The sequence below is a fragment of the Psychrobacter sp. P2G3 genome, from assembly GCF_001593285.1.
Lineage (GTDB): Bacteria > Pseudomonadota > Gammaproteobacteria > Pseudomonadales > Moraxellaceae > Psychrobacter.
In genome coordinates, this window is record NZ_CP012529.1 from 707,495 (window position 1) to 728,263 (window position 20,769).

General features: G+C 40.1%; 20 protein-coding genes. 16 read left to right on the plus strand and 4 right to left on the minus strand.

Features of this window, described 5'->3' with window-relative positions; genetic code table 11:
• Positions 1 to 145: 145 nt before the first annotated feature.
• The 6 genes from AK823_RS03050 (at position 146) to lysM (ending at position 4,814) form a co-directional block, all read left to right on the plus strand.
• Positions 146 to 739 carry a DUF177 domain-containing protein gene (locus AK823_RS03050; RefSeq protein ID WP_068326091.1) on the plus strand — a complete coding sequence of 198 codons (594 nt, stop codon included), beginning with the start codon at positions 146 to 148 and terminating at the stop codon, positions 737 to 739.
• Positions 740 to 1,071: 332 nt separating this feature from the next.
• A complete protein-coding gene (gene rpmF / locus AK823_RS03055; RefSeq protein ID WP_068034628.1) occupies positions 1,072 to 1,254 on the plus strand; it encodes a 50S ribosomal protein L32 in 183 nt (60 codons plus the stop codon).
• Positions 1,255 to 1,665: 411 nt separating this feature from the next.
• The gene (fabD, locus tag AK823_RS03060; protein WP_068326092.1) at positions 1,666 to 2,634 is read left to right on the plus strand and encodes an ACP S-malonyltransferase; all 969 of its coding nucleotides are present in this window, start codon (positions 1,666 to 1,668) and stop codon (positions 2,632 to 2,634) included.
• A complete protein-coding gene (fabG, locus tag AK823_RS03065; protein ID WP_068034633.1) occupies positions 2,631 to 3,359 on the plus strand; it encodes a 3-oxoacyl-ACP reductase FabG in 729 nt (242 codons plus the stop codon). Before fabD ends, fabG begins: the two co-directional genes overlap by 4 nt.
• A 280-nt stretch (positions 3,360 to 3,639) precedes the next feature.
• On the plus strand, positions 3,640 to 3,876 hold the full coding sequence (gene acpP / locus AK823_RS03070; RefSeq protein ID WP_068034635.1) for an acyl carrier protein: 237 nt from the start codon (positions 3,640 to 3,642) through the stop codon (positions 3,874 to 3,876).
• A 428-nt stretch (positions 3,877 to 4,304) separates the two neighbouring features.
• Positions 4,305 to 4,814 (plus strand): peptidoglycan-binding protein LysM, encoded by a 510-nt coding sequence (gene lysM / locus AK823_RS03075; protein WP_068034637.1) that lies wholly within the window; start codon positions 4,305 to 4,307, stop codon positions 4,812 to 4,814.
• 150 nt (positions 4,815 to 4,964) lie between these two features.
• On the opposite strand, the gene queG is transcribed toward lysM, so the two are convergent.
• Complete coding sequence (gene queG / locus AK823_RS03080; protein ID WP_068326093.1) at positions 4,965 to 6,170, minus strand: tRNA epoxyqueuosine(34) reductase QueG; 1,206 nt, start codon at positions 6,168 to 6,170, stop codon at positions 4,965 to 4,967.
• A gap of 204 nt (positions 6,171 to 6,374) precedes the next feature.
• Here queG and AK823_RS03085 point away from each other — a divergent pair, with 204 nt between their 5' ends.
• On the plus strand, positions 6,375 to 8,144 hold the full coding sequence (locus AK823_RS03085; protein WP_228138902.1) for an NAD(P)H-hydrate dehydratase: 1,770 nt from the start codon (positions 6,375 to 6,377) through the stop codon (positions 8,142 to 8,144).
• Between the two features lie 63 nt (positions 8,145 to 8,207).
• On the opposite strand, the gene AK823_RS03090 is transcribed toward AK823_RS03085, so the two are convergent.
• Positions 8,208 to 8,711 carry a DUF4124 domain-containing protein gene (locus AK823_RS03090; RefSeq protein ID WP_068326094.1) on the minus strand — a complete coding sequence of 168 codons (504 nt, stop codon included), beginning with the start codon at positions 8,709 to 8,711 and terminating at the stop codon, positions 8,208 to 8,210.
• An 869-nt stretch (positions 8,712 to 9,580) separates the two neighbouring features.
• On the opposite strand from AK823_RS03090, the gene AK823_RS03095 reads away from it, so the two are divergent.
• The 8 genes from AK823_RS03095 to AK823_RS03130 all read left to right on the plus strand — a co-directional run bounded on the left by AK823_RS03095 (position 9,581) and on the right by AK823_RS03130 (position 17,144).
• A complete protein-coding gene (locus AK823_RS03095) occupies positions 9,581 to 11,293 on the plus strand; it encodes an acetolactate synthase 3 large subunit (RefSeq protein WP_068038961.1) in 1,713 nt (570 codons plus the stop codon).
• Positions 11,293 to 11,787, plus strand: coding sequence for an acetolactate synthase small subunit (ilvN, locus tag AK823_RS03100; RefSeq protein WP_068034641.1), 495 nt, complete (start codon positions 11,293 to 11,295; stop codon positions 11,785 to 11,787). The genes AK823_RS03095 and ilvN overlap by 1 nt, the downstream gene beginning before the upstream one ends.
• A gap of 145 nt (positions 11,788 to 11,932) precedes the next feature.
• Complete coding sequence (ilvC, locus tag AK823_RS03105; protein WP_068034643.1) at positions 11,933 to 12,949, plus strand: ketol-acid reductoisomerase; 1,017 nt, start codon at positions 11,933 to 11,935, stop codon at positions 12,947 to 12,949.
• Between the two features lie 341 nt (positions 12,950 to 13,290).
• Positions 13,291 to 13,719, plus strand: coding sequence for a hypothetical protein (locus tag AK823_RS03110; protein ID WP_068326095.1), 429 nt, complete (start codon positions 13,291 to 13,293; stop codon positions 13,717 to 13,719).
• A 267-nt stretch (positions 13,720 to 13,986) separates the two neighbouring features.
• Positions 13,987 to 14,199, plus strand: coding sequence for a cold-shock protein (locus tag AK823_RS03115; RefSeq protein WP_057758834.1), 213 nt, complete (start codon positions 13,987 to 13,989; stop codon positions 14,197 to 14,199).
• Positions 14,200 to 14,452: 253 nt separating this feature from the next.
• The gene (locus tag AK823_RS03120) at positions 14,453 to 15,037 is read left to right on the plus strand and encodes a YetF domain-containing protein (RefSeq protein ID WP_068326096.1); all 585 of its coding nucleotides are present in this window, start codon (positions 14,453 to 14,455) and stop codon (positions 15,035 to 15,037) included.
• A 331-nt stretch (positions 15,038 to 15,368) separates the two neighbouring features.
• A complete protein-coding gene (locus AK823_RS03125; protein WP_068034649.1) occupies positions 15,369 to 16,118 on the plus strand; it encodes an electron transfer flavoprotein subunit beta/FixA family protein in 750 nt (249 codons plus the stop codon).
• A gap of 93 nt (positions 16,119 to 16,211) precedes the next feature.
• Positions 16,212 to 17,144, plus strand: a complete 933-nt coding sequence (locus AK823_RS03130) for an FAD-binding protein (RefSeq protein ID WP_068326099.1) — start codon at positions 16,212 to 16,214, stop codon at positions 17,142 to 17,144.
• A gap of 104 nt (positions 17,145 to 17,248) precedes the next feature.
• On the opposite strand, the gene AK823_RS03135 is transcribed toward AK823_RS03130, so the two are convergent.
• Positions 17,249 to 18,043 (minus strand): RNA methyltransferase, encoded by a 795-nt coding sequence (locus tag AK823_RS03135; RefSeq protein WP_068326102.1) that lies wholly within the window; start codon positions 18,041 to 18,043, stop codon positions 17,249 to 17,251.
• Between the two features lie 135 nt (positions 18,044 to 18,178).
• A complete protein-coding gene (locus AK823_RS03140; RefSeq protein ID WP_068034655.1) occupies positions 18,179 to 19,162 on the minus strand; it encodes a class 1 fructose-bisphosphatase in 984 nt (327 codons plus the stop codon).
• A 405-nt stretch (positions 19,163 to 19,567) separates the two neighbouring features.
• On the opposite strand from AK823_RS03140, the gene AK823_RS03145 reads away from it, so the two are divergent.
• Positions 19,568 to 20,656 (plus strand): aspartate carbamoyltransferase catalytic subunit, encoded by a 1,089-nt coding sequence (locus AK823_RS03145; protein ID WP_068034657.1) that lies wholly within the window; start codon positions 19,568 to 19,570, stop codon positions 20,654 to 20,656.
• Positions 20,657 to 20,769: the final 113 nt, after the last annotated feature.

The window sequence follows — 20,769 nt, forward strand, 5'->3', positions numbered from 1 at the left end:
TATTTTTATAGCAAGTTTTATCGTACGCGTTTTTAATAGATAGTAAGCAGCAAAAATCGTAACATACTAGCGCTGGCGTCATATCAGGCTTTCCGTTAGTATGGCAGGCAATATTATACACCGTTTTTGATGAATGAGGCCGCGCATGTCAAGCACCCCAATAAACAAGCCGTCAGCGCTTCAAGCTGATAAAGCATCAGCTCCTACGTCAGCTAACCTGCCAGAACATATCTCCTTAAGTAAATGGGAAGACAGTGGTTTTGAGTGGGTAGGGCAAGTAGCACCACGCTCTTTTGAGCGTCTTAATCCCCTATTAACGACTGAGCATCTGCAGTCAGATCTTCAGATGAAAGCCAATCTATATCGCCATAATAATGTGTTGCATCTATCTTTTACCTTAACTGGTGAAGTATGGTTAACCTGCCAGCGTTGTTTGCAACCCATTGCTATCGATTTGACCGATGATTATGATATCGCTCTACTCGATAATGAAAGCCAAGTGCGCCTGGTCGGTGAAGAACAGGACTATCTATTGCTTGATGAAATTATCACTGAGCCTGCACCAGAGCGTTTATTACCGCTTAAAAAATTGGTCGAAGATGAGATTTTACTGAAAACGCCAATGGCTCCAAAGCATGATGCTTGCGAGATGAGTGTTGAGCAGTTTGGTGAGATACCAGAAGAAGAAGAAACTGAAAATCCTTTTGCTGCTTTGGCGTCTTTGAAAGGTAATTTATAATGCTATAAACGGCATCTGTAAAAGATATTTTGGCAGATATTCTACTGTCTTTTTGGCGGCTTTATGCAGAAGAGTGAAAAGCAGGGCTTTATTAATCCGTTAAACATGCGTATAATGTCCCGTTTATTGCATTCTAGCAATCTGCTACTGGCAGAGAGAAGCTGAGCTTGCAAACTAATTATAGATTTTAGACGTAATCAACACTTTAATACGTGGCAATCTATTTAACTAATGATGCGTAAGACTTAGGTTGTTGTGATTATATAGCCTCTGTCAGTGTCGATTAAAGCTGGATTTCAAGCTTATCCCCTTTTAAGTATAGGAGCTATATCATGGCCGTTCAAAAAAGTCGTAAAAGTCGTTCTCGTCGTGACATGCGCCGTTCACACCATCGTATGGAAATCGCTGAGCTAAGCGTTGATGCTACTACTGGTGAAAAACATCGTCGTCATCACATGACTAAAGATGGTTTTTATCGTGGTCGTCAATTGTTTAAAGTTAGTCAAGAAGCTTAAGTTATTGTTCATTTGATAGTTTGCATCTGGCGATAGTAATGTTTTCACTCATCTACTATTGCCGCCTGCCACTATTCTTAGACAATATATATTGAGCCAATAAAAGCCAAGTTATTTCGCTATCATATATTATGTAGCTGGATAACTTGGCTTTTTATTATTTATTATTTACTAGTATATTTTATTTACGGCTCTCATTATCTGTATGATTCAATAGCTAAAATGCTTTATTTATAGCATCGGCTATGACTCGGTAAATACGTTGTATTACTATCAGCTTACTACTGGCTGTAATAATCGCACGCAGCAGTGTATAGTTTGTGAATAATTAGTAAATTAATTAAAGTCATATTTTATGACAATACCCAATTTATTTTAGGGACATCTCCAATCACTTAAGGAATATTGGCTATGGCATCTGCACCTGATACAGTAATAACCCAGCCACCTCGTGTTGCAGTAATCTTTCCTGGACAAGGTTCACAGGCAGTCGGAATGACTTCCGAGCTTGCAGAATTATACCCACAAATACATGATACTTTTGCTGAGGCAAGTACAGCTTTAGGTGAAGATCTGTGGGCAATCTGCCAAAACGAAGAACAGCTGAACCAGACCCAATACACTCAGCCTGCGTTATTGACTGCTAGCATCGCAATTTGGCGTATTCTCCAAGATAAACTTGATAAAAAGCCTCTTTATCTAGCAGGTCATTCTTTAGGTGAATACAGTGCGCTTTGTGCCGCTGGTGTTATATCATTGACTGATGCAGTGAAATTAGTACATAAGCGTGGGCAATTGATGCAAGAGGCAGTGGTCGGTATTGATACTGCTATGGCTGCAGTATTAGGACTTGAAGACAGTCGTGTTGAGACTTTATGTGAGCAAGCGACTGAACATGTTGATAATGCTATTGTTGGAGCGGCTAATTTTAACAGCCCAGGGCAAGTCGTCATATCTGGAAATGCTGCTGGTGTTACCGCTGTTATTGATAAAGTACAAAATACAGGTAAAAAAGCAATTCCTCTAAAAGTTAGCGTACCTTCACATTGTGCATTAATGGAGCCGGCCAGTCAGGCATTAGCTGAAGAGTTAGCAACTATCAAATTTGACCAAGCCACTATTCCCGTCATTCAAAACCGTCATGCTCGTATTGAGACTAATGTGCAAAGTATTAAACAAGCATTGACAGAACAGCTTAGCGAACCTGTATTGTGGTCAAAAACTATGCAAGAGTTAGCAGACAAACAAATTAACATATTAATTGAGTGTGGCAGTGGTAATGTACTGAGTAACTTGGCTAAGCGTCAAGCACAGCCTATTGCAAGTTATCCAGTAGATAAGCCTGCTCGAATGGACAAACTGATGGAGGTGTTATCATGAGCCGAACGATTGTTTTAGTAAGTGGTGCAAGCCGCGGTATCGGTAAGGCAGTTGCCAAGCGCTTTGCTAAAGAAGGACATTTTGTCATTGGTACAGCAACTACAGAAAAGGGTGCTGCGCTTATAGATGATTATTTGCATGATTCTGGTGGTATTGGGCGTGTTTTAGATGTCCGTGATGGCGCACAAATTGATAAGTTGTTTGAAGAGATTGAAAGTGTATATGGCGCAGTGCAAGTATTGGTAAATAACGCAGGTATTACCCAAGATGGTCTGCTGATGCGCATGAAAGATGAAGATTGGGATAGTGTGGTTGATACCAACCTTACATCTGTTTACCGAATGAGTAAACGGGCAGTGCGTGGAATGATGAAAGCACGCCGAGGCCGTATTATTAACATTAGCTCAGTAGTTGCAAAAATGGGAAATGCGGGACAGTCCAATTATGCTGCTACAAAAGCGGGCGTGGAAGGCTTTAGTCGTACTTTGGCACGTGAGATTGGTTCACGCCAAGTAACTATTAACTGTGTGGCACCTGGCCTTATTGAGACAGATATGACAGATGAGCTTGATGAGCGCTTACTCAACTCTATGTTAGATGCTGTACCTATTGGACGTTTGGGACAGCCAGAAGATATCGCAGCAGCAGTATTGTTTTTAGCTGGCGATGAAGCGAGCTATATTACTGGTGCAGTTATACCTGTCAATGGCGGCATGTACATGTAATACCATGTATACGATAGAAAAATAGTTTACACTCGTATAATAAAAATCTGCGTGAACGAGTGTAAACTGTAATTAATGGTGTTATAATAACAGATACTTTTATGTCTAAGACCTGTATTATAATGAGGTCTCATAAGACATTGAATAAACCGAAACATTGGTAGTAGTGTGTTAGAGTCTTATAACTGACATAATTTACCGTATTCGATATAACATCATCAGCTTAAAAAAAGCTAGATGATAGTTTTTAAAAATTGATATATAAAAAGGAGCAGTTTATATGAGTAATGATACTGAGCTAAGAGTAAAATCTGCAGTAGCAGAGCAGTTGGGCATGAACGTCGAAGACATCAACAATGATGCTTCTTTCATGGAAGATTTAGGCGCAGACTCACTAGATTTAGTTGAGCTTGTTATGTCATTTGAAAGTGACTTTGGCATTACTATTCCTGATGAAGATTCAGCAGAGTTGACTACAGTACAAAAAGCAATCGATTATGTCCAAGCTCAACTATAAGTCATTATTGCTCTAAAGTTCTCTTATGATATGGCTATGTACCTTTTGGTTTAGCTAAATTATGGGTTAGCTACAGCAAGTTTTTTTAAGCCGTTTATCTTTATTGATAAGCGGTTTTTTTATGCTTTGCGTATTAAAGTAACTATATTATTAGCGATAATAAATTATTGACGATGATAATTTTATAGCTTTGAAATATTCTTATAGAGTTTAATCTCTATTACCTAAACAATATAAAAACTATCGTTAACACAAATTATGCTAGATTAACATTATCCAACATACTTTTACTGTCTAGGACTATCCAGTCTTTATAACTTTGCTATACTCATTGCAATGACAGGTAGGAGCAGTCCTACGTCATTGCGTTCCAAAAATTAGAAGAAAGATAGTAATCAATTAATAATAAAACCTTAAGGAGTATTTAGATGGGTATGTTCAGTTTCGCAAAAGACATTGGTGATAAAATTTTTAATCGTGACGATGATAAGCATGATGCAAAATCAGAGACTAAAGCAGATGCCAATACGCCAGTAAAAACTACTGAGCCTTCTGCTCAATCAGTGGCTAATATCTTATTACGTCGCATTCAACAGCAAAATCTTAGCATTGATAACTTAAAAGTTAAGTATAACGGTTCAACAGATACTGCTGAAATTAGTGGTAATGCGAAGACCCAAGCTGATCGTGAGAAAGCTATTATCGCTATCGGTAACGTACAGAACGTTGCAAAAGTAATTGATAATATTGATATCGAAGAAGATGCACCTGAATCAACTATGTACACCGTGAAGTCTGGTGACAGCTTATCTAAGATTGCAAAAGACGTATATGGTTCAACTGGTGATTATATGAAGATATTTGAAGCCAATAAGCCGATGCTATCTGACCCAGATAAGATTTATCCTGGTCAAGTACTACGCATACCTAAGCCATAACTAAAATAGGTTAAAATATTTCTCTAAGAAAATTTTAGTAGTTAACAATGGTTTTACTAGTTAAAATAAAACGCCTTTTACATTAAAAGGCGTTTTTTATTGTCTGTCTTTTTGGTATGTTTTTTAATTTGCTACTGACACGTAATTATCTTATTCATCATTAGGATTTAGCTTTACACGCTGCTCTCTAATTGCCCAATTAATATGTTCGTCAAGCATGTCGTTATGTTGGCCTAATTTAGACTGGAGTTGTTCGATAATAACTAAGCTAGTGTTAGCGTTACCTAATCCGATTGCAATATTGCGCAAAAAATTAATATAACCTGTGCGCCTAATGGGGCTACCTTGTGTATATTGTAAAAACTCAGCCTCTTGCCACTGCCAAATCTCGAGGAGACTGATGTCATCAAGCCCATGTCTAGGAGCAAAGTCATCTACTGATGTCAGATTGGCATAACGGTTCCAAGGGCATATAAGCTGACAATCATCACAGCCAAAGACTCGATTGCCTATGGCACGGCGATATTTGATATCTATCGGCCCGTCATGCTCGATAGTTAAATAAGAGATGCAAGCAGCTGCATTAAGCTCATGAGGTGCGATAATTGCCTTTGTAGGGCAGATGTCTATACAAGCACTACAACTGCCACAGTGTGCAGTAACAGGCTTATCATCGGGCAATTCAAGACTGATAAATAACTCACCTAGTAAAAAAAATGAGCCGGCTTGTTTATTTAGTAATAAAGTATGTTTCCCAGTCCAGCCAAGACCCGCTGCATCAGCTATTGGTCGCTCAAATATAGGGGCAGAGTCACTAAATGGTCGAAAGACAAAATCGGTCTCAGCACTAATATTCAAATGCTGCCATTCAGGAAGCATGGTTTCAATCTTTAATGCCAATTGCTTCAAACGGCTACGCATGGTCTTGTGATAGTCACGGCCTCGCGCATAACGAGCAATAATGCCATTGTTTGGCTGATCATTATCGGCAACAGCGCGTGGCGTTGGCGTTTGGGTCAGATAATCCATGCGTACGCTAATGATGGTTTTTGCACCTGCAACGAGTTTATCAGGATTCGCACGTAGTTCATGGTTATTGTGCATGAACTGCAATTGGCCTTCATAGCCTTTGTCTAACCATAGTTGTAACTGCTCAATCTGCTGAGCAAATAAAGGATGATGAACAGACAAAAAACCACAGTCAGCGAATCCTAAAGCTTGGGCTTCGATTTTAATCCAATGCTTCACATCTACTGCGGTAGCAAATACAGGAGTATTGATAACATCAATATTATCTGTTGTTTGCTTGCTAGAAGAGTTTGCTAGTTGCTGTTTGGTCGGTGATTTTTGATTCATATTAGAGGATGCTAATTTGTTAAGTTATACGGTGATAGACATAAATAGTGATGTTATAGCGGCTATGATAGGCTAGATTATTAACGATGCAACTATAAAACTAAAATATATGGTTATTAGCATCAATACATAATTCCAGATGTGCTTTTGTTATATTTACATCCTAGCCGTTTATAAGCTCATAAAATAAGAATAAGGGAAATTATGCGATTACAAATGCAAATATCAGCGCAATGTTCTCAATCGTCAATGCCTATTGCTTTGTATAGTAGCGAGCAAGTTTATGCTATGGAGCAAGCATGGTTTGCACAAGGATATAATAGTTTTGGTTTGATGCAACAAGCCGCTTGGCAGATGACGCAGCATATTATACAGCTTAATGAACGAGCTAAAGCGCAAGCGAAAAACAATGTTAAATATTTCAATCGTACAAGTCGTCAGCCCAGCGTTTGTGTTTGGGTAGGACAGGGTAATAATGGCGGCGACGGTTGGTTAATTTCTCATTATCTACAGCAATTGGGCTGGCAAGTACAAGTAATGACTGTTGGTCTACAAGCGCTTGAAAAGTTTGACGATGAAAAGGCCGAAAATCATAAAACATCGATGTCTGATGCAATAAAAGCCCAGCATATGGCTGTAGATGTATGTCACCAGCGCTTTGAAGACAGTCAGTATTATCAAAATGAAAACACTCAATTGGACATGACATTACAGGCCGATGTTTACATTGATGCACTATTCGGTATTGGTTTAGATCGCGCGCCTGAAGGCTTTTATAAGCAGGCAATTAGCACTTTTAATAGTTTGGCTCAACAGCATAATACCTTGGTAATTGCAGTCGATATCCCAAGTGGTCTAGTCGCCTCTACAGGACAGGTTTTTGAGCATTTAGCGATACAGGCAGATGTCACATTATGCTTGATTGCGCGCAAGTTTGGACTACATACCAAAGATGGGATGGATTATAGCGGAAAGCTCATTGACATACCGCTGATACCTTATGCATCGGTAGAACCCGTTGCTACATTGCTTACAAGCGCTCAAGGTCTAGCACCACGTCGACAGAATAGTTACAAGGGCAGCTACGGTCATGTATTGGCCATTGGAGGCAATCGTATTGATGGTTCTCAAGGTATGGGCGGCGCAGCAATACTGACCTCTGCTAGTGCAATGGCAACTGGAGCTGGCAAGATAACGGTTGCCTGTCATCAAGCCTTTCATGGAGCGCTATTGACCTCGTTACCTGATGCTATGACGATTAATTTACATCATCAAGATGGCGTTGAAAAGCTAATTGGGGATGCAAGTGTAGTTGCCATTGGTATGGGAATGGGGCGTGATAAGAAAGCAGAAAATTTATTTGTTCGTTATATTCAAGCAATAATGGCAAAAGGCATTTCTGTGGTCATTGATGCAGATGGCCTATACCATTTAGCAGCGCTGCAAGCTGATAAGCATGAAGTCGTTACCCAGCTAAGAGAATATAGTAAGACGCATAAGGTTTGCTTAACCCCGCATAGTGGTGAGGCGGCGAAGTTGTTAAATAAAGAAATTAACGAGGTGGAGAGTGATCGATTATCAGCTATACAGCACTGCGCAAATATCTATGGCGGTGATTGGGTATTAAAAGGCGCAGGATCGCTGGTGTTGGAGCATGGGGAAATATACGTTTGCGGTGCTGGTAATGCTGGAATGGCGACAGCTGGCATGGGAGATGTATTATCTGGAGTAACTGCCGGACTATTGGCTCAGCAAGATTTGAAAAGTGGGCAGAGTAGCTTACGTCAGGCGGTACTTATTCATGCATCAGCAGGAGATCTATTGACAAGAGATGTCTTAGTTAATCAGCAGCTAGGTAGTTCTAGAACACGTGATTATGCAAATAATAATCAGCTATTGATTGGACAGCGCGGCTTGCAGGCACAGGATATGCCTGCAGCCATTCGTCATATTATGCAAAATCTAACTGACTAAATAAATACTGATATGGTTAAAAGTGCTTCAAATATTAGTGTTTGTTTGGAAACCAGTAGGTTTTTAAGTTTCAGTACCTTTACAATATTGTCCAATCGCTTGCTGTACACGCTCACGCTTAAGTTCAATTTCGCGGCCGTCTAGATATTGGCGTTTACCATTTGCATCCATCTCATAAATACGGCCGCCAACATTCAAATTGGTTAAATTATTACGTAATGACTGACAACGTTGTGCGTTTGCCTGAGCTTCTTGATCTTTGATACGAGCCTCTAATTGCGCTACTCTCTGCTCTTCTGCATTCTGAGCGCCACTGTTCTGATTAACATCTGTTTTGCCTGCCATCTGACCTGCGTTAGCTTGTCTACCGTCACTACGGAACTCAATCACCTCAATATTCCGAGCATTTTGCGGAGCATGCTGACTATATTTAACTTCGCCATGTGCACCAATGGACTTATAAACTTGAATGGCATGACTAGCGTTCATTGACAGAGCAAGCAGACAAGTGGTGGCAACCCCGATGAGCAGTTTATTAGCAGTGTTGATCATGAGTGAATATGCCATGCTAGCAATCCTTTTAACAAATAAAAAACAAGTATTCATATTTGAGCGCGATGGCACTGTTGTATAAATTACAATGACAATACAATAGAGATTGATTCTAGCAAAAAATAATAGTAAATGTATATTATTTAATAACTAATAGTTAAGGTTGGGTTTCACAAGTTTTTCTTGACAATAGCGGTCAAACCATCGAATATAATAGCAGTTGATTGGTCAGTGAGCGGCTTTTATGATATTGCCGTAGCACTTGGGAATAATTACTACTTGCTGCTTATCAGTAGCATTTGCAGATTTATTCTCTTTGTGACAGTAACGCAGTGTAATATGAGTAATGGTTGCCAAAACCTTTATTCTAAGCTGAACTTACTGTCTCCGGACTCATCGGTCTACAATGACTAAGATAAACTTATTATTTTTAGATGTTAAAAGTTAAGTACAGTATCTGCAACCTTCAATAATGCATTATGTAAGGTAAAGTGCGACCGTTCTGTCGGTATGTTGCTCATACTTTTGCAATTTGTGTTGTCACTAGGTTTGGCATTTATCTGACTATATCTAATTACTTTAATGTTTTTACATTTTTTACTAATAATAAGCTTCTTTTATAAATGCTTTAATCAGCATCTTGTCACTGTATATCGGTAAACTCCTATCAAAAACTGACCAGATAAATTGCTATGTTTGGGTAACCTGCTGTCTTGTAATACAGCTGTGCTCTGACATGGTGATCACATATTATTGATAAGGTGATGACAGTGACGCAAACTACGCAAAGTCCGAACATGACCGGACATACCCAAACGGGTAATGCTGCCAAGAATTTCGATGAAAAACAACAGTTAATCGCTGAAGGTAGCGCTCAGCCTGTGATGTTATCCGGTGCTGAAATGCTGGTGCAATCACTAACCGACGAAGGTGTCGAATATATTTTTGGCTATCCAGGCGGTGCTGTTCTGCACATTTATGATGCTCTGTTCCAGCAAGACAATATCGAACATATTCTAGTTCGCCATGAGCAAGCGGCAGGCCATATGGCGGATGCTTATTCGCGAGTAACTGGCAATACTGGAGTAGTACTAGCGACATCAGGACCTGGTGCTACCAATACGGTTACTGCTATTGCTACAGCTTTTATGGACTCAATACCGATGGTTGTTATTGCAGGGCAAGTACCGAGTAGCTTGATCGGTGAAGATGCCTTCCAAGAAACGGATATGGTTGGTGTTTCGCGTCCTATCGTTAAGCATAGCTTTCAAGTACGCCATGCCAGCGAGATTCCAACGATTGTAAAAAAGGCATTCCATATCGCAAGGTCAGGCCGTCCAGGTCCTGTCGTCATTGACGTACCTAAAGATATGACTGCACCTAACGAAAAGTACGCTTATGAATATCCAAGTGAAGTATTCATGCGTTCTTACCAGCCGTCCGTTAAAGGGCATAGTGGTCAGATCAAAAAAGCTATTGAAACGCTATTAGCTGCTAAGCGTCCAATCATATATTCGGGTGGTGGTGTGGTTCTGGGTGATGCCCATAAAGAACTAACAAGCTTGGCTCATAAGCTAAACTTGCCAGTGACTAATACTCTTATGGGTCTTGGTGGTTTTCCAGGCTCTGATCGTCAATTTTTAGGCATGTTAGGGATGCATGGTACGTACGAAGCAAACATGACTATGCACCATTCAGATGTTATCTTGGCAGTTGGTGCACGTTTCGATGACCGTGTGACCAATAACGTTAAAAAATTCTGTCCAAACGCTACTATTATTCATATTGATATTGATCCAACGTCAATCTCTAAAACGATTATGGCGCATATTCCGATTGTTGGTGACGTCAAGTCAGTACTTACTGAAATGTTAGCAATGGTTGGCGACGATAAAGAGCTGGATCAACATGCTTTATTAGATTGGTGGGCACAAATTAATGAATGGCGTACGCGTCATGGTTTACGTTATGACACCAGTACAGAGCATGGCATCAAGCCACAAAGTGTCGTACAGGCCTTGTGTAAAATCACTGATGGTAATGCGATCATTACAAGTGATGTTGGGCAACATCAAATGTTTGCTGCACTCTACTATACTTATAAAGAACCTCGTCAGTGGCTTAACTCAGGTGGACTTGGTACTATGGGTGTTGGCTTGCCTTATGCGATGGCAGCTAAGCTTGTTAACCCTGAGCGCGATGTGGTCTGCATCACAGGTGAAGGCTCTATTCAGATGAATATTCAAGAGTTATCAACTTGCTTACAGTATAATCTGCCAGTAAAAATACTGAACTTGAATAATGCACAGTTGGGTATGGTTAAACAGTGGCAGGATATGCTTTATGAAGGTCGTCATGCGCAGTCTTATATGAACTCGCTACCAGATTTTGTAAAATTGGCTGAAAGCTATGGTCACGTGGGTATCAAAATCACTGATCCTGACAAAATGGAAGAGCAGTTGGCTGAAGCGATGGCCATCAAAGATAAGCTAGTATTTATTGACGTTTACGTTGATCGTAATGAGCATGTATATCCAATGCAAATCGCTGGTCAGACGATGCGCGACATGTGGTTATCAAAAGGGGAGCGTACCTAATGCAACAACATCTGATTTCGGTATTGATGGAAAACGAAGCGGGGTCGTTGTCGCGGTTAGTCGGCTTATTCTCCCAGCGTGGTTATAATATTGAGACTCTAAACGTCGCACCGACAGAAGACCCCTCTATCTCACGCTTGACGCTGACAACTATCACGTCACCCGAAAAAATTGAACAAATTACCAAGCAGTTGCATAAGCTGATTGAAGTCATTAAAGTATTGAACTTATCTGATAATGTGCACGTTGAACGTGAACTGATGCTGATTAAAGTTCGTGCTACTGGCAGTATACGTGAAGAAATCAAACGCAGTGCTGACATCTTCCGTGCACAGATTGTTGATGTGAATTCGAACTTATATACTATCCAAATCGTTGGTGATACCGCTAAGCTGGACGGTTTCATTGATACTATCGGTCGTGAGCGTGTATTAGAAGTAGTACGCTCAGGCGTGATTGGTATTGCTCGCGGTGAAAAAACACTAAGCATATAATATTACCTTGTTTAAAATTAATCTATTAACACTTACTACTAAGCTTATATCGCTGACTGTTCCAAGAAAGTATTTGTGAAAGGTAACTGCGATATAAGTAACTACTACCCATGGCTTTCCATGATTGAGGAAAAGGACTCTACCTATGAACGTTTTTTACGATAAAGATTGTGATCTATCTATCATCCAAGGCAAAAAAGTTGCCATTATTGGTTATGGTTCACAAGGGCACGCCCATGCATTGAACTTGCAAGAATCTGGTGTGGATGTGACTGTTGGTCTACGCGCCAACTCTGGTTCATGGAAAAAAGCTGAAAATGCTGGCTTAAAAGTTTCTGAAGTAGAAGATGCGGTTAAAGCCGCTGACGTAGTCATGATTCTGACGCCTGATGAGTTCCAAAGACAACTGTATAGCGATGTGATTGAGCCTAATATTAAAGAAGGCGCTACGCTAGCTTTTGCTCATGGTTTCGCTATTCATTACAACCAAGTTGTACCACGTAAAGATCTTGACGTTATTATGGTTGCACCTAAAGCACCAGGTCATACAGTACGCTCTGAGTTTGTGAAAGGCGGCGGTATTCCTGATCTTATCGCTATCTATCAAGATGCTTCAGGTCAAGCCAAGCAGTTAGCACTATCTTACGCTGCTGGTGTTGGTGGTGGTCGTTCAGGTATTATCGAAACGACTTTTAAAGATGAGACTGAAACTGACTTATTTGGTGAGCAAGCGGTATTGTGTGGCGGCGCTGTTGAGCTAGTTAAAATGGGCTTTGAGACCCTAACCGAAGCTGGTTATGCACCAGAAATGGCTTACTTTGAATGTTTACATGAGCTCAAGCTTATCGTCGACTTAATGTACGAAGGCGGCATCGCTGATATGAACTATTCAATCAGTAATAACGCTGAATATGGCGAGTATGTGACTGGTACGGAAGTGATTAATGAACAATCACGCGAAGCCATGCGTAATGCCCTAAAACGCATTCAATCTGGTGAATACGCGAAGATGTTCATCAATGAAGGCGCAACCAACTATCCATCTATGACTGCCCGTCGTCGTAATAACGCTGAGCATGAAATTGAGAAAACTGGTGCCAAACTTCGTGGCATGATGCCTTGGATCGGTGGTAACAAAATCATTGATAAAGACAAAAACTAAAAAGCTATATTTTAACTATTAGATCAGTTATTAAACAACCAGATTCTGAGGTTAATACTGATAGTAATCAAAACCCATGTTATCACTAGATAGCATGGGTTTTTTAATGATGAGTAATTGAGATGCGTGCTTCTAACAAGCTTGGATAATAACAGTAGTGCTCTTCACCGTACGCATTCGGAAGCAACAAAAAATCCCGCTTGAAAATCTACGATAGCTACCCAATATAGACAGCTGGCAGGCCATTTATCTAAAAATTGTTTGCTGTGGCTTAACAAGCTTAAACATAGTGGCGTCCAAGTTATCTTTTTTCTTTTCATTTATATTATAGGTTGTGTGCTGTGCAAATATCTTTTCCAGACTGGCTGACACCGCAATTCGCATATATCTTTTTCAGTGCCGTAGTTGCCGTTCTGATTTGGGTAGAGGGTGAAATGCTTAAGCGCACCAATGGCAAATTACCCAAATCTCTATTTTTCCAATTTAGCTCACTATTAGATACGTCTTGGTTCTTTGTCTCTGTAGTGATGATGTATGTCATTGATTTGACACCATTAGCAACTACGTTGCCTGCAGCTTATGGACTTTATACAATATTTGGTTGGATTTATGGTACGCGTTTACTTAAGCTTCGTGGTATCCCAGATTCTCCAGAAGACTTAGTGATACCTTCTAAATATATTGCTTACAGTCAATCATTTTCATTGATATTCTTTGGATTGTGTTTGTTAGTCTTGGTCTCTCCTTGGTTACCTGTTTTAAATCAATAATTAAATAAGAATAGTTTTCATGTTTAATTACATAAGTTCATCAAATTACCAACTTTACATTTACAAAACCTGCTAATTTAACATACCATTGACAATAAAAACTGCTATACTACAACTGTACTCAGGGAACTTTAGACAGAAATAGTTGAATATCATTAAGATATAATGCTATTTAGTCTGAGCTTTAGCTCATGATTCGACTGAGTATTTGTCAATTAATCGGTGATGACACAAGTCTCGCCAACAGTTAAAGAGTTAGGAAAATTTATGTCAGATAAAGTTGAAGGCACTGTAAAGTGGTTTAATGAAGCTAAAGGTTTTGGTTTTATCGCTCAAGACAATGGCGGACAAGACGTATTCGCTCACTACAGCGCTATCCAAGGTAACGGTTTTAAAACTCTAGCCGAAGGTCAAAAAGTGTCTTTCATCTTAGGTGATGGCAAGAAAGGCCCACAAGCTGAGCAAATCGAAGCTATCTAATCTTACTTATTGTTAATTTTGACTGATTTATCAGTCATTGTTAATACTAAAAGATTCTATATAAGCCAAGATTGATTTGTTGTATAACAACAAACATATTGTTTAGACTGTATATTAAAAGCAACCTCTTATCAGGTTGCTTTTTTTTGTCAAAAAAACGAGTCCATAGCTTTGTTTAAAGTGCTTAATAATCTATTTAATAATAAATATTAAATCATTAACTATCAGTAAAATAGTGCAATAAGGTGATATTATGAAATGGGAAGCGTGGTTTTCAATTGATTGGCAACAAGTATTCGGCATCTCTTTATCTGCCATAGGTTTTTATGTTGGCCTAATGATATTTACGCGCTTTATGGGACTACGTAGTTTCTCTAAGTTATCAAGCCATGACTTTGCAATGACGGTAGGTATTGGTAGTATTTTGGCATCAACAGTATTGTCTGATTCGCCATCATTACTACAAGGGTTGTTTGCAGTTGGCGTACTGTTTATCATTCAAGGGCTTGTCTCAATTATAAGGCGCAAAATTAAACCATTAAAAGCATTGATTGATAATCAACCGATTATCCTAATGGCGCATGGTGAGTACTTTTGGGATAATCTGAAAGAAGCCAATTTGAGTACTAGCGATGTACAACAGGTATTGCGCAAAAATAGTATCAAGTCAAAATCACAGGTCTTTGTGGTGATTATGGAAACGACTGGCGATATGAGCGTGATTAAAAACGATGATGTAAGACCTGATTGGTCATTATTTGACGACGTGCGTGATAGTGAGATGCTAATTAATCCTGCTAAAACTGCACCAATAAAAGATGCTTTGAACAATGCTTAGCTAAACTATGTAATAATAAAATTTCAATAGAATAAAAGCCTAGTAATGTTACAAAGGTAAGAACTATTGAATTTTGAACAATAAAATCATGATATTTCACTAAAAACGCTATGTTTTAAATGAATAGTGACAAATTTATGACGCATTATTCACGGCGTTGTCTTGACCTTATCGAGATGCTCACGCAAGATAGTTAGGTCTAATAATCTAAGCCTGATGAGTAGTGGCTAGCAAACTCAGTCATGACTTTTAAGTAAGATTTTGAACCAAAATAAATCAATGGTTGTTGATTTATATTTTTTAATTCATAACATTAATAAACGAGGAACGTATGAAAGCATTAGTCGCGGTCAAGCGTGTCATTGATTACAACGTAAAAGTTCGTGTAAAAGCTGATAACTCTGGTGTAGATCTATCGAACACCAAAATGTCTATAAACCCATTTGATGAGATTGCAGTAGAAGAAGCAGTTCGTCTAAAAGAAGCTGGCGTGATCGATGAGATTATTGTAGCTTCAATTGGTCCAAAAGAATCACAAGAGCAGATTCGTGCGGCTCTAGCATTGGGTGCTGACCGTGGTGTTTTGGTACAAACTGATGCCAAGCCATATCCACTACAAGTCGCTAAGATTTTGAAGAGTATTGCTGAGCAAGAGAGTACTGATATTATCTTGTTGGGTAAACAGGCTATTGATGACGACAATAACCAAACAGGTCAGATGCTTGCTGCACTAATGGGTATCGGTCAAGGTACGTTTGCTTCAGAAGTGAAAGTTGAAGGCGACAAAGTAAACGTTACTCGTGAAGTCGATGGCGGCTTGCAAACAGTTGCGCTTTCACTACCTGCAGTTATCACTACTGACTTACGTCTGAACGAACCACGCTATGCAAAGCTGCCTAACATTATGAAAGCGAAGAAAAAGCCGCTTGATGAAAAAACTCCAGCAGATTTTGGCGTAGACATGACCTCTAAGCAAGAAATCACTAAAGTTATGCCACCTGCTGAGCGTAAAGCTGGTATTACAGTGGCCTCAGTTGATGAATTGGTCGATAAGCTAAAAAATGAAGCAAAAGTAATTTAATATTTGCGATGGTGTTTATAGGGTTTCGATATCCTAAACGCCCTATTTGAAAAGCTATCTGACGACATGAACCAATAAATAAAGGACAAAAAAATGGCAATTTTGGTATATGCAGAACATGACAATGCCAGTCTAAAAAAGGCAACTTTAAATACAATTGCAGCTGCTAAGCAAATGGGTGACGACATTCATGTGTTGGTCGCTGGTAGCGGTAATCAAGCAGTCGCTGACGAAGCGGCAAAAGTTGAAGGCGTAAGCAAAGTACTACTAGCAGACAATGCAGCTTATGAGCATCAAATGGCAGAAAACATCTCGCTATTGGTTGCAGATATCGCTGGAGATTACAGCCATATCATCGCTCCTGCTACGACAACAGGCAAGAACTTCATGCCACGTACAGCGGCTTTACTAGATGTAAGCATGCTGTCGGAAATCTCTGCTGTCATAGATGCACAAACTTTTGAGCGTCCTATTTATGCTGGCAACGCGACTGCTACTGTTAAGACAACAGAAGATAAAGTGGTATTGACGGTACGTACAACTGCTTTTGATCCAGTCGCTGCTGAAGGCGGTTCTGCAACTGTTGAGACAATCGACAATATACAGGAATCTGGCAAATCAAGCTTCGTCAACGAAGAGATGGCTAAATCTGACCGTCCTGAATTGACGTCAGCTTCAATCGTCGTATCTGGTGGTCGCGCCTTAGCAAATGGTGAAAACTTCACTAAATATATTGAGCCATTAGCAGATAAATTAGGCGCTGCTGTTGGTGCATCACGTGCCGCTGTTGATGCTGGCTACGTACCTAACGATATGCAGGTTGGTCAAACGGGTAAAATCGTCGCACCAGATCTATATATCGCTGCTGGTATCTCCGGCGCTATTCAGCATTTGGCAGGTATGAAAGACTCTAAGGTTATCGTTGCAATCAATAATGACCCAGAATCTCCAATCGCCAGTGTTGCTGATTATTTCTTAGAAGCTGATTTATTTGAAGCATTACCTGAGCTAACTAGCAAAATTTAAGTTAGACAGATAATCTATAAAAAATCCCGCTATCATCAATAGCGGGATTTTTTATGTTTAAACGCTAAGCTAATATAGCTATTTCACTTTAACTATATGTGAACTTAGTTGTAACGGCGCTGACGTAGCGTCTCATAAAGACATAGCGCCCCTGCAATCGCAACATTGAGGCTCTCTTGTCCATTGGGCTGTGGTAATGCAATAGGGGTGGCACATTGCATCAGCTCCTCGCAAACGCCTTGACCTTCATGTCCCATAATCCAAGCAGTAGGAGCTGTCAGATCATGCTCATAAATCAAAGTGTCAGTATGTGAGCTGGTCGCAAGCAAAGGGGTTTGCACATAGTCTAAAATATCTTGACTACTCAAACCCTCATAAATAGTTAGCGCAAACTGCGCACCCATTCCTGCTCGTAGCGTCTTGGGTGACCATGCTTGTGCAGTTGCGCTAGTGCATAACACTGTATCAATACCAGTAGCTGCTGCGGTGCGTAATAGCGTACCAACGTTGCCACTATCTTGTACATCGTTCAGTATCAGGCAGTCATAATCTATCATCGTTAAGCTTGGTGTTGGTATATTGATAATCGCCATGATATCAATGCCTGTACCTAGACTTCTAATGCTTTCATAAAGTGCATCTGACAAAGTTAAGATACTAGTGTAAGTCGGTAGGCGCGTTAAGATTTGCTGAACCTCAGGATGCTTGTGCGCTGATTCGGCTAGTAGTATTTGGACGAACGGATAGTCGCTACGTAGGGCCGCGTCAATAAGATGCACACCTTCAAGTACCGTCTGACCTTGTTTTTTACGCTGACGTGCCTGAGACAAAAGTGCTTTTACGAGCTTAACGGAAGTGTTTTTGTCTGAAGTGATTAGCTCGGTAGGTTCTAATGTCATAGTTGACTGCTTAAGAATAAAGGTAAAATTAACAACACCAAAAGTTAGCCAGTCCAAGTTATCTTTTGCTGAATGTTGATCTGGCTACTTTTGATGTATAGGGCGAAGTCATGAAAAGTAATAAAAAAGTATTACTTATTTATCGCCGTGCTTTAGATGTAAGTCTTTAATGTAGTCGACTTCGTTTTTACTACCAAGTACTACAGGGACACGTTGGTGAATATCAGTTGGGGCAATATCTAAAATACGATTTGTCGCATCAGTTGCACTACCGCCAGCACGTTCAATGAGTAGGCTCATTGGATTGGCTTCATACATCAAACGTAATTTGCCAGCTTTATTGGCATATTTGGTGTCAAAAGGATAAGTGAATAGCCCACCGCGGCATAAGATACGGTGTACATCACCAACCATGGCTGCCACCCAGCGCATGTTGAAATCACGACCACGTACTCCGGTATCGCCAGCGATTAGCTCATCAATATACTGCTGCATGGGTGCACGCCAATAACGATAGTTTGAACTATTGATAGCATATTCGCTGGTATCGGCATCGATCTGTACATTGTCTTCGACTAGCACGTAATCATTGTTATCTGGATCTAAGCTGAACATAACCACGTTATCAGCTACCGTCAATGCCAGCATGGTAGACGTACCATATAATAAATAACCTGCTGCAAGCTGTGCATTACCAGCCTGTAGGAAATCACTGTTCTCACTAGTTTGCCCTTGGCGCTGGTAGGGTAGAATAGAAAAAATCGTCCCTACTGCCATATTGATATCGATGTTCGATGAGCCATCAAGGGGGTCAAATAATACGAGCAAGCTACCATCGGCATTGGCAGGAGTAGCATCATCTAGCTCTTCTGAGGCGACGCCAGCACAATGCTTGTTTTGTGCTAAAGCATCTAGAAGTAAGTCATTAGCCAATACATCAAGCTTCTTTTGCTCTTCACCTTGGACGTTTTGATTACCTGCTTCCCCTAAAATGTCTGCCAGTGCCCCTTTTCTAAGCAGCTGTGAGATAGTTTTGCCGACTTCAGTAATAGTCGTAATTACATCGCCAACAGCGGAGTCGGTTTTTCGTTCTTTTAGATAGTGTGCTAAGGTCGTCATAATACTTCCTAATAAATGAGATGAGTGGTAAAAGGTAGAGAAATAATAAGTTTTAAAATACAGTAGATTAAGCTTGTCACTTGGGTCATTCTAAATAAGCTAAGTATTCATTTAAATGAGTAAATATGCAAATAGCAGACACGTTATCTTTGTCCTGACTGCAAAATCAGCTACACTATATCTATTATTATTGATAATTTAGTTAGACTTGCCGCTTACTACTTGCCGTTTATTATAAGAAACATTAGTCTTTTTATAAAAGCGAATAAGGCCATGTATGCCAATGCGGTAAAGTGTAGCAAATAAGTGCCAATATGTCCTTGTGTCTGTACACATGGTGATGATTATAAATGAATAAACCGATATGATTGACTCGATATAAACCCATAATAAAGACTTACCATTATGCCAACTTCCAAGAAAAATATGCCTATCAATACTATATCACCATCCAAATATGCCAAATTCGATCACGATACTATTCACCAAAGACTCAACACTTCGCTTAGCCGCCCACAGCTAAATGAAGACGGTAGTCTGCGTCATTTCCTAGGGGTTGAAGGATTAAATAAAGCACAGCTACAAGCAATTATTGCTAAAGCAGAGACTTTTTTTGATGAAAATGGTCTGTTGGTTAATCGGCCTGAGCTTGATGGTTGTACAGTAATGAACCTGTTCTTTGAGCCGTCAACTCGTACTCGTACTACCTTTGAAGTAGCAGAAAAGCGTCTTGGGGCCAATGTATTAAACATCGATATTGCCCGCTCTAGTACAAAAAAAGGCGAGAGTTTACGCGATACGCTATGGAATTTGGAGGCAATGACAGCCGATATTTTTGTTGTGCGTCATTCAGCATCAGGGGCTGCACATTTTATGGCGACTGAAGTGACACCGGATATCGCTATTATTAATGGCGGTGATGGCTGGCACGCACATCCGACTCAAGGTATGCTCGATATGTTGACCATTCATCGTGAAGCGCCGCGTCCATTTGAAGAGCTATCGGTGGCTATTATCGGTGATATTAAGCATTCTAGAGTAGCGCGCTCAGATATTAGCGCCTTAAAAACCCTTGGGGTTAAAGATATTCGTGTGATTGCCCCACGTACTTTATTGCCTAAAGGGATTGAGCGTTTTGGTGTTCAAGTCTACGAAGATATGAATAGCTGTGTGACTGATTGTGATGTTATTATGGGACTTAGAATTCAAAACGAGCGTATTGGATCACCGCTATTGGCGTCATCAAGTGAATATTACAAACACTATGGTATTACACCTGAACGGGTGGCATTGGCTAAGCCTGACGCCCTAGTTATGCATCCAGGACCGATGAATCGTGGTATTGAGATTGCATCAAATGTGGCCGATGGCGCGCAGTCTGTTATTTTAAAGCAAGTAAGCAATGGTGTTGCGATTCGAATGGCGGTGCTCTCACTAGCCATGGAAGGCCAACGTGCCCACCAAGCGGCCAGAAATTCACAAAAAAACGAATAATCAGTAAAGGTAAAATTAACACTTTATGGTTTACGTTCGCCTGTTAAGCCTTTCTATTTTATTCATTTAATTATTATTGATATGGTAAAAAAAGCTCATGACTAATCCCATCA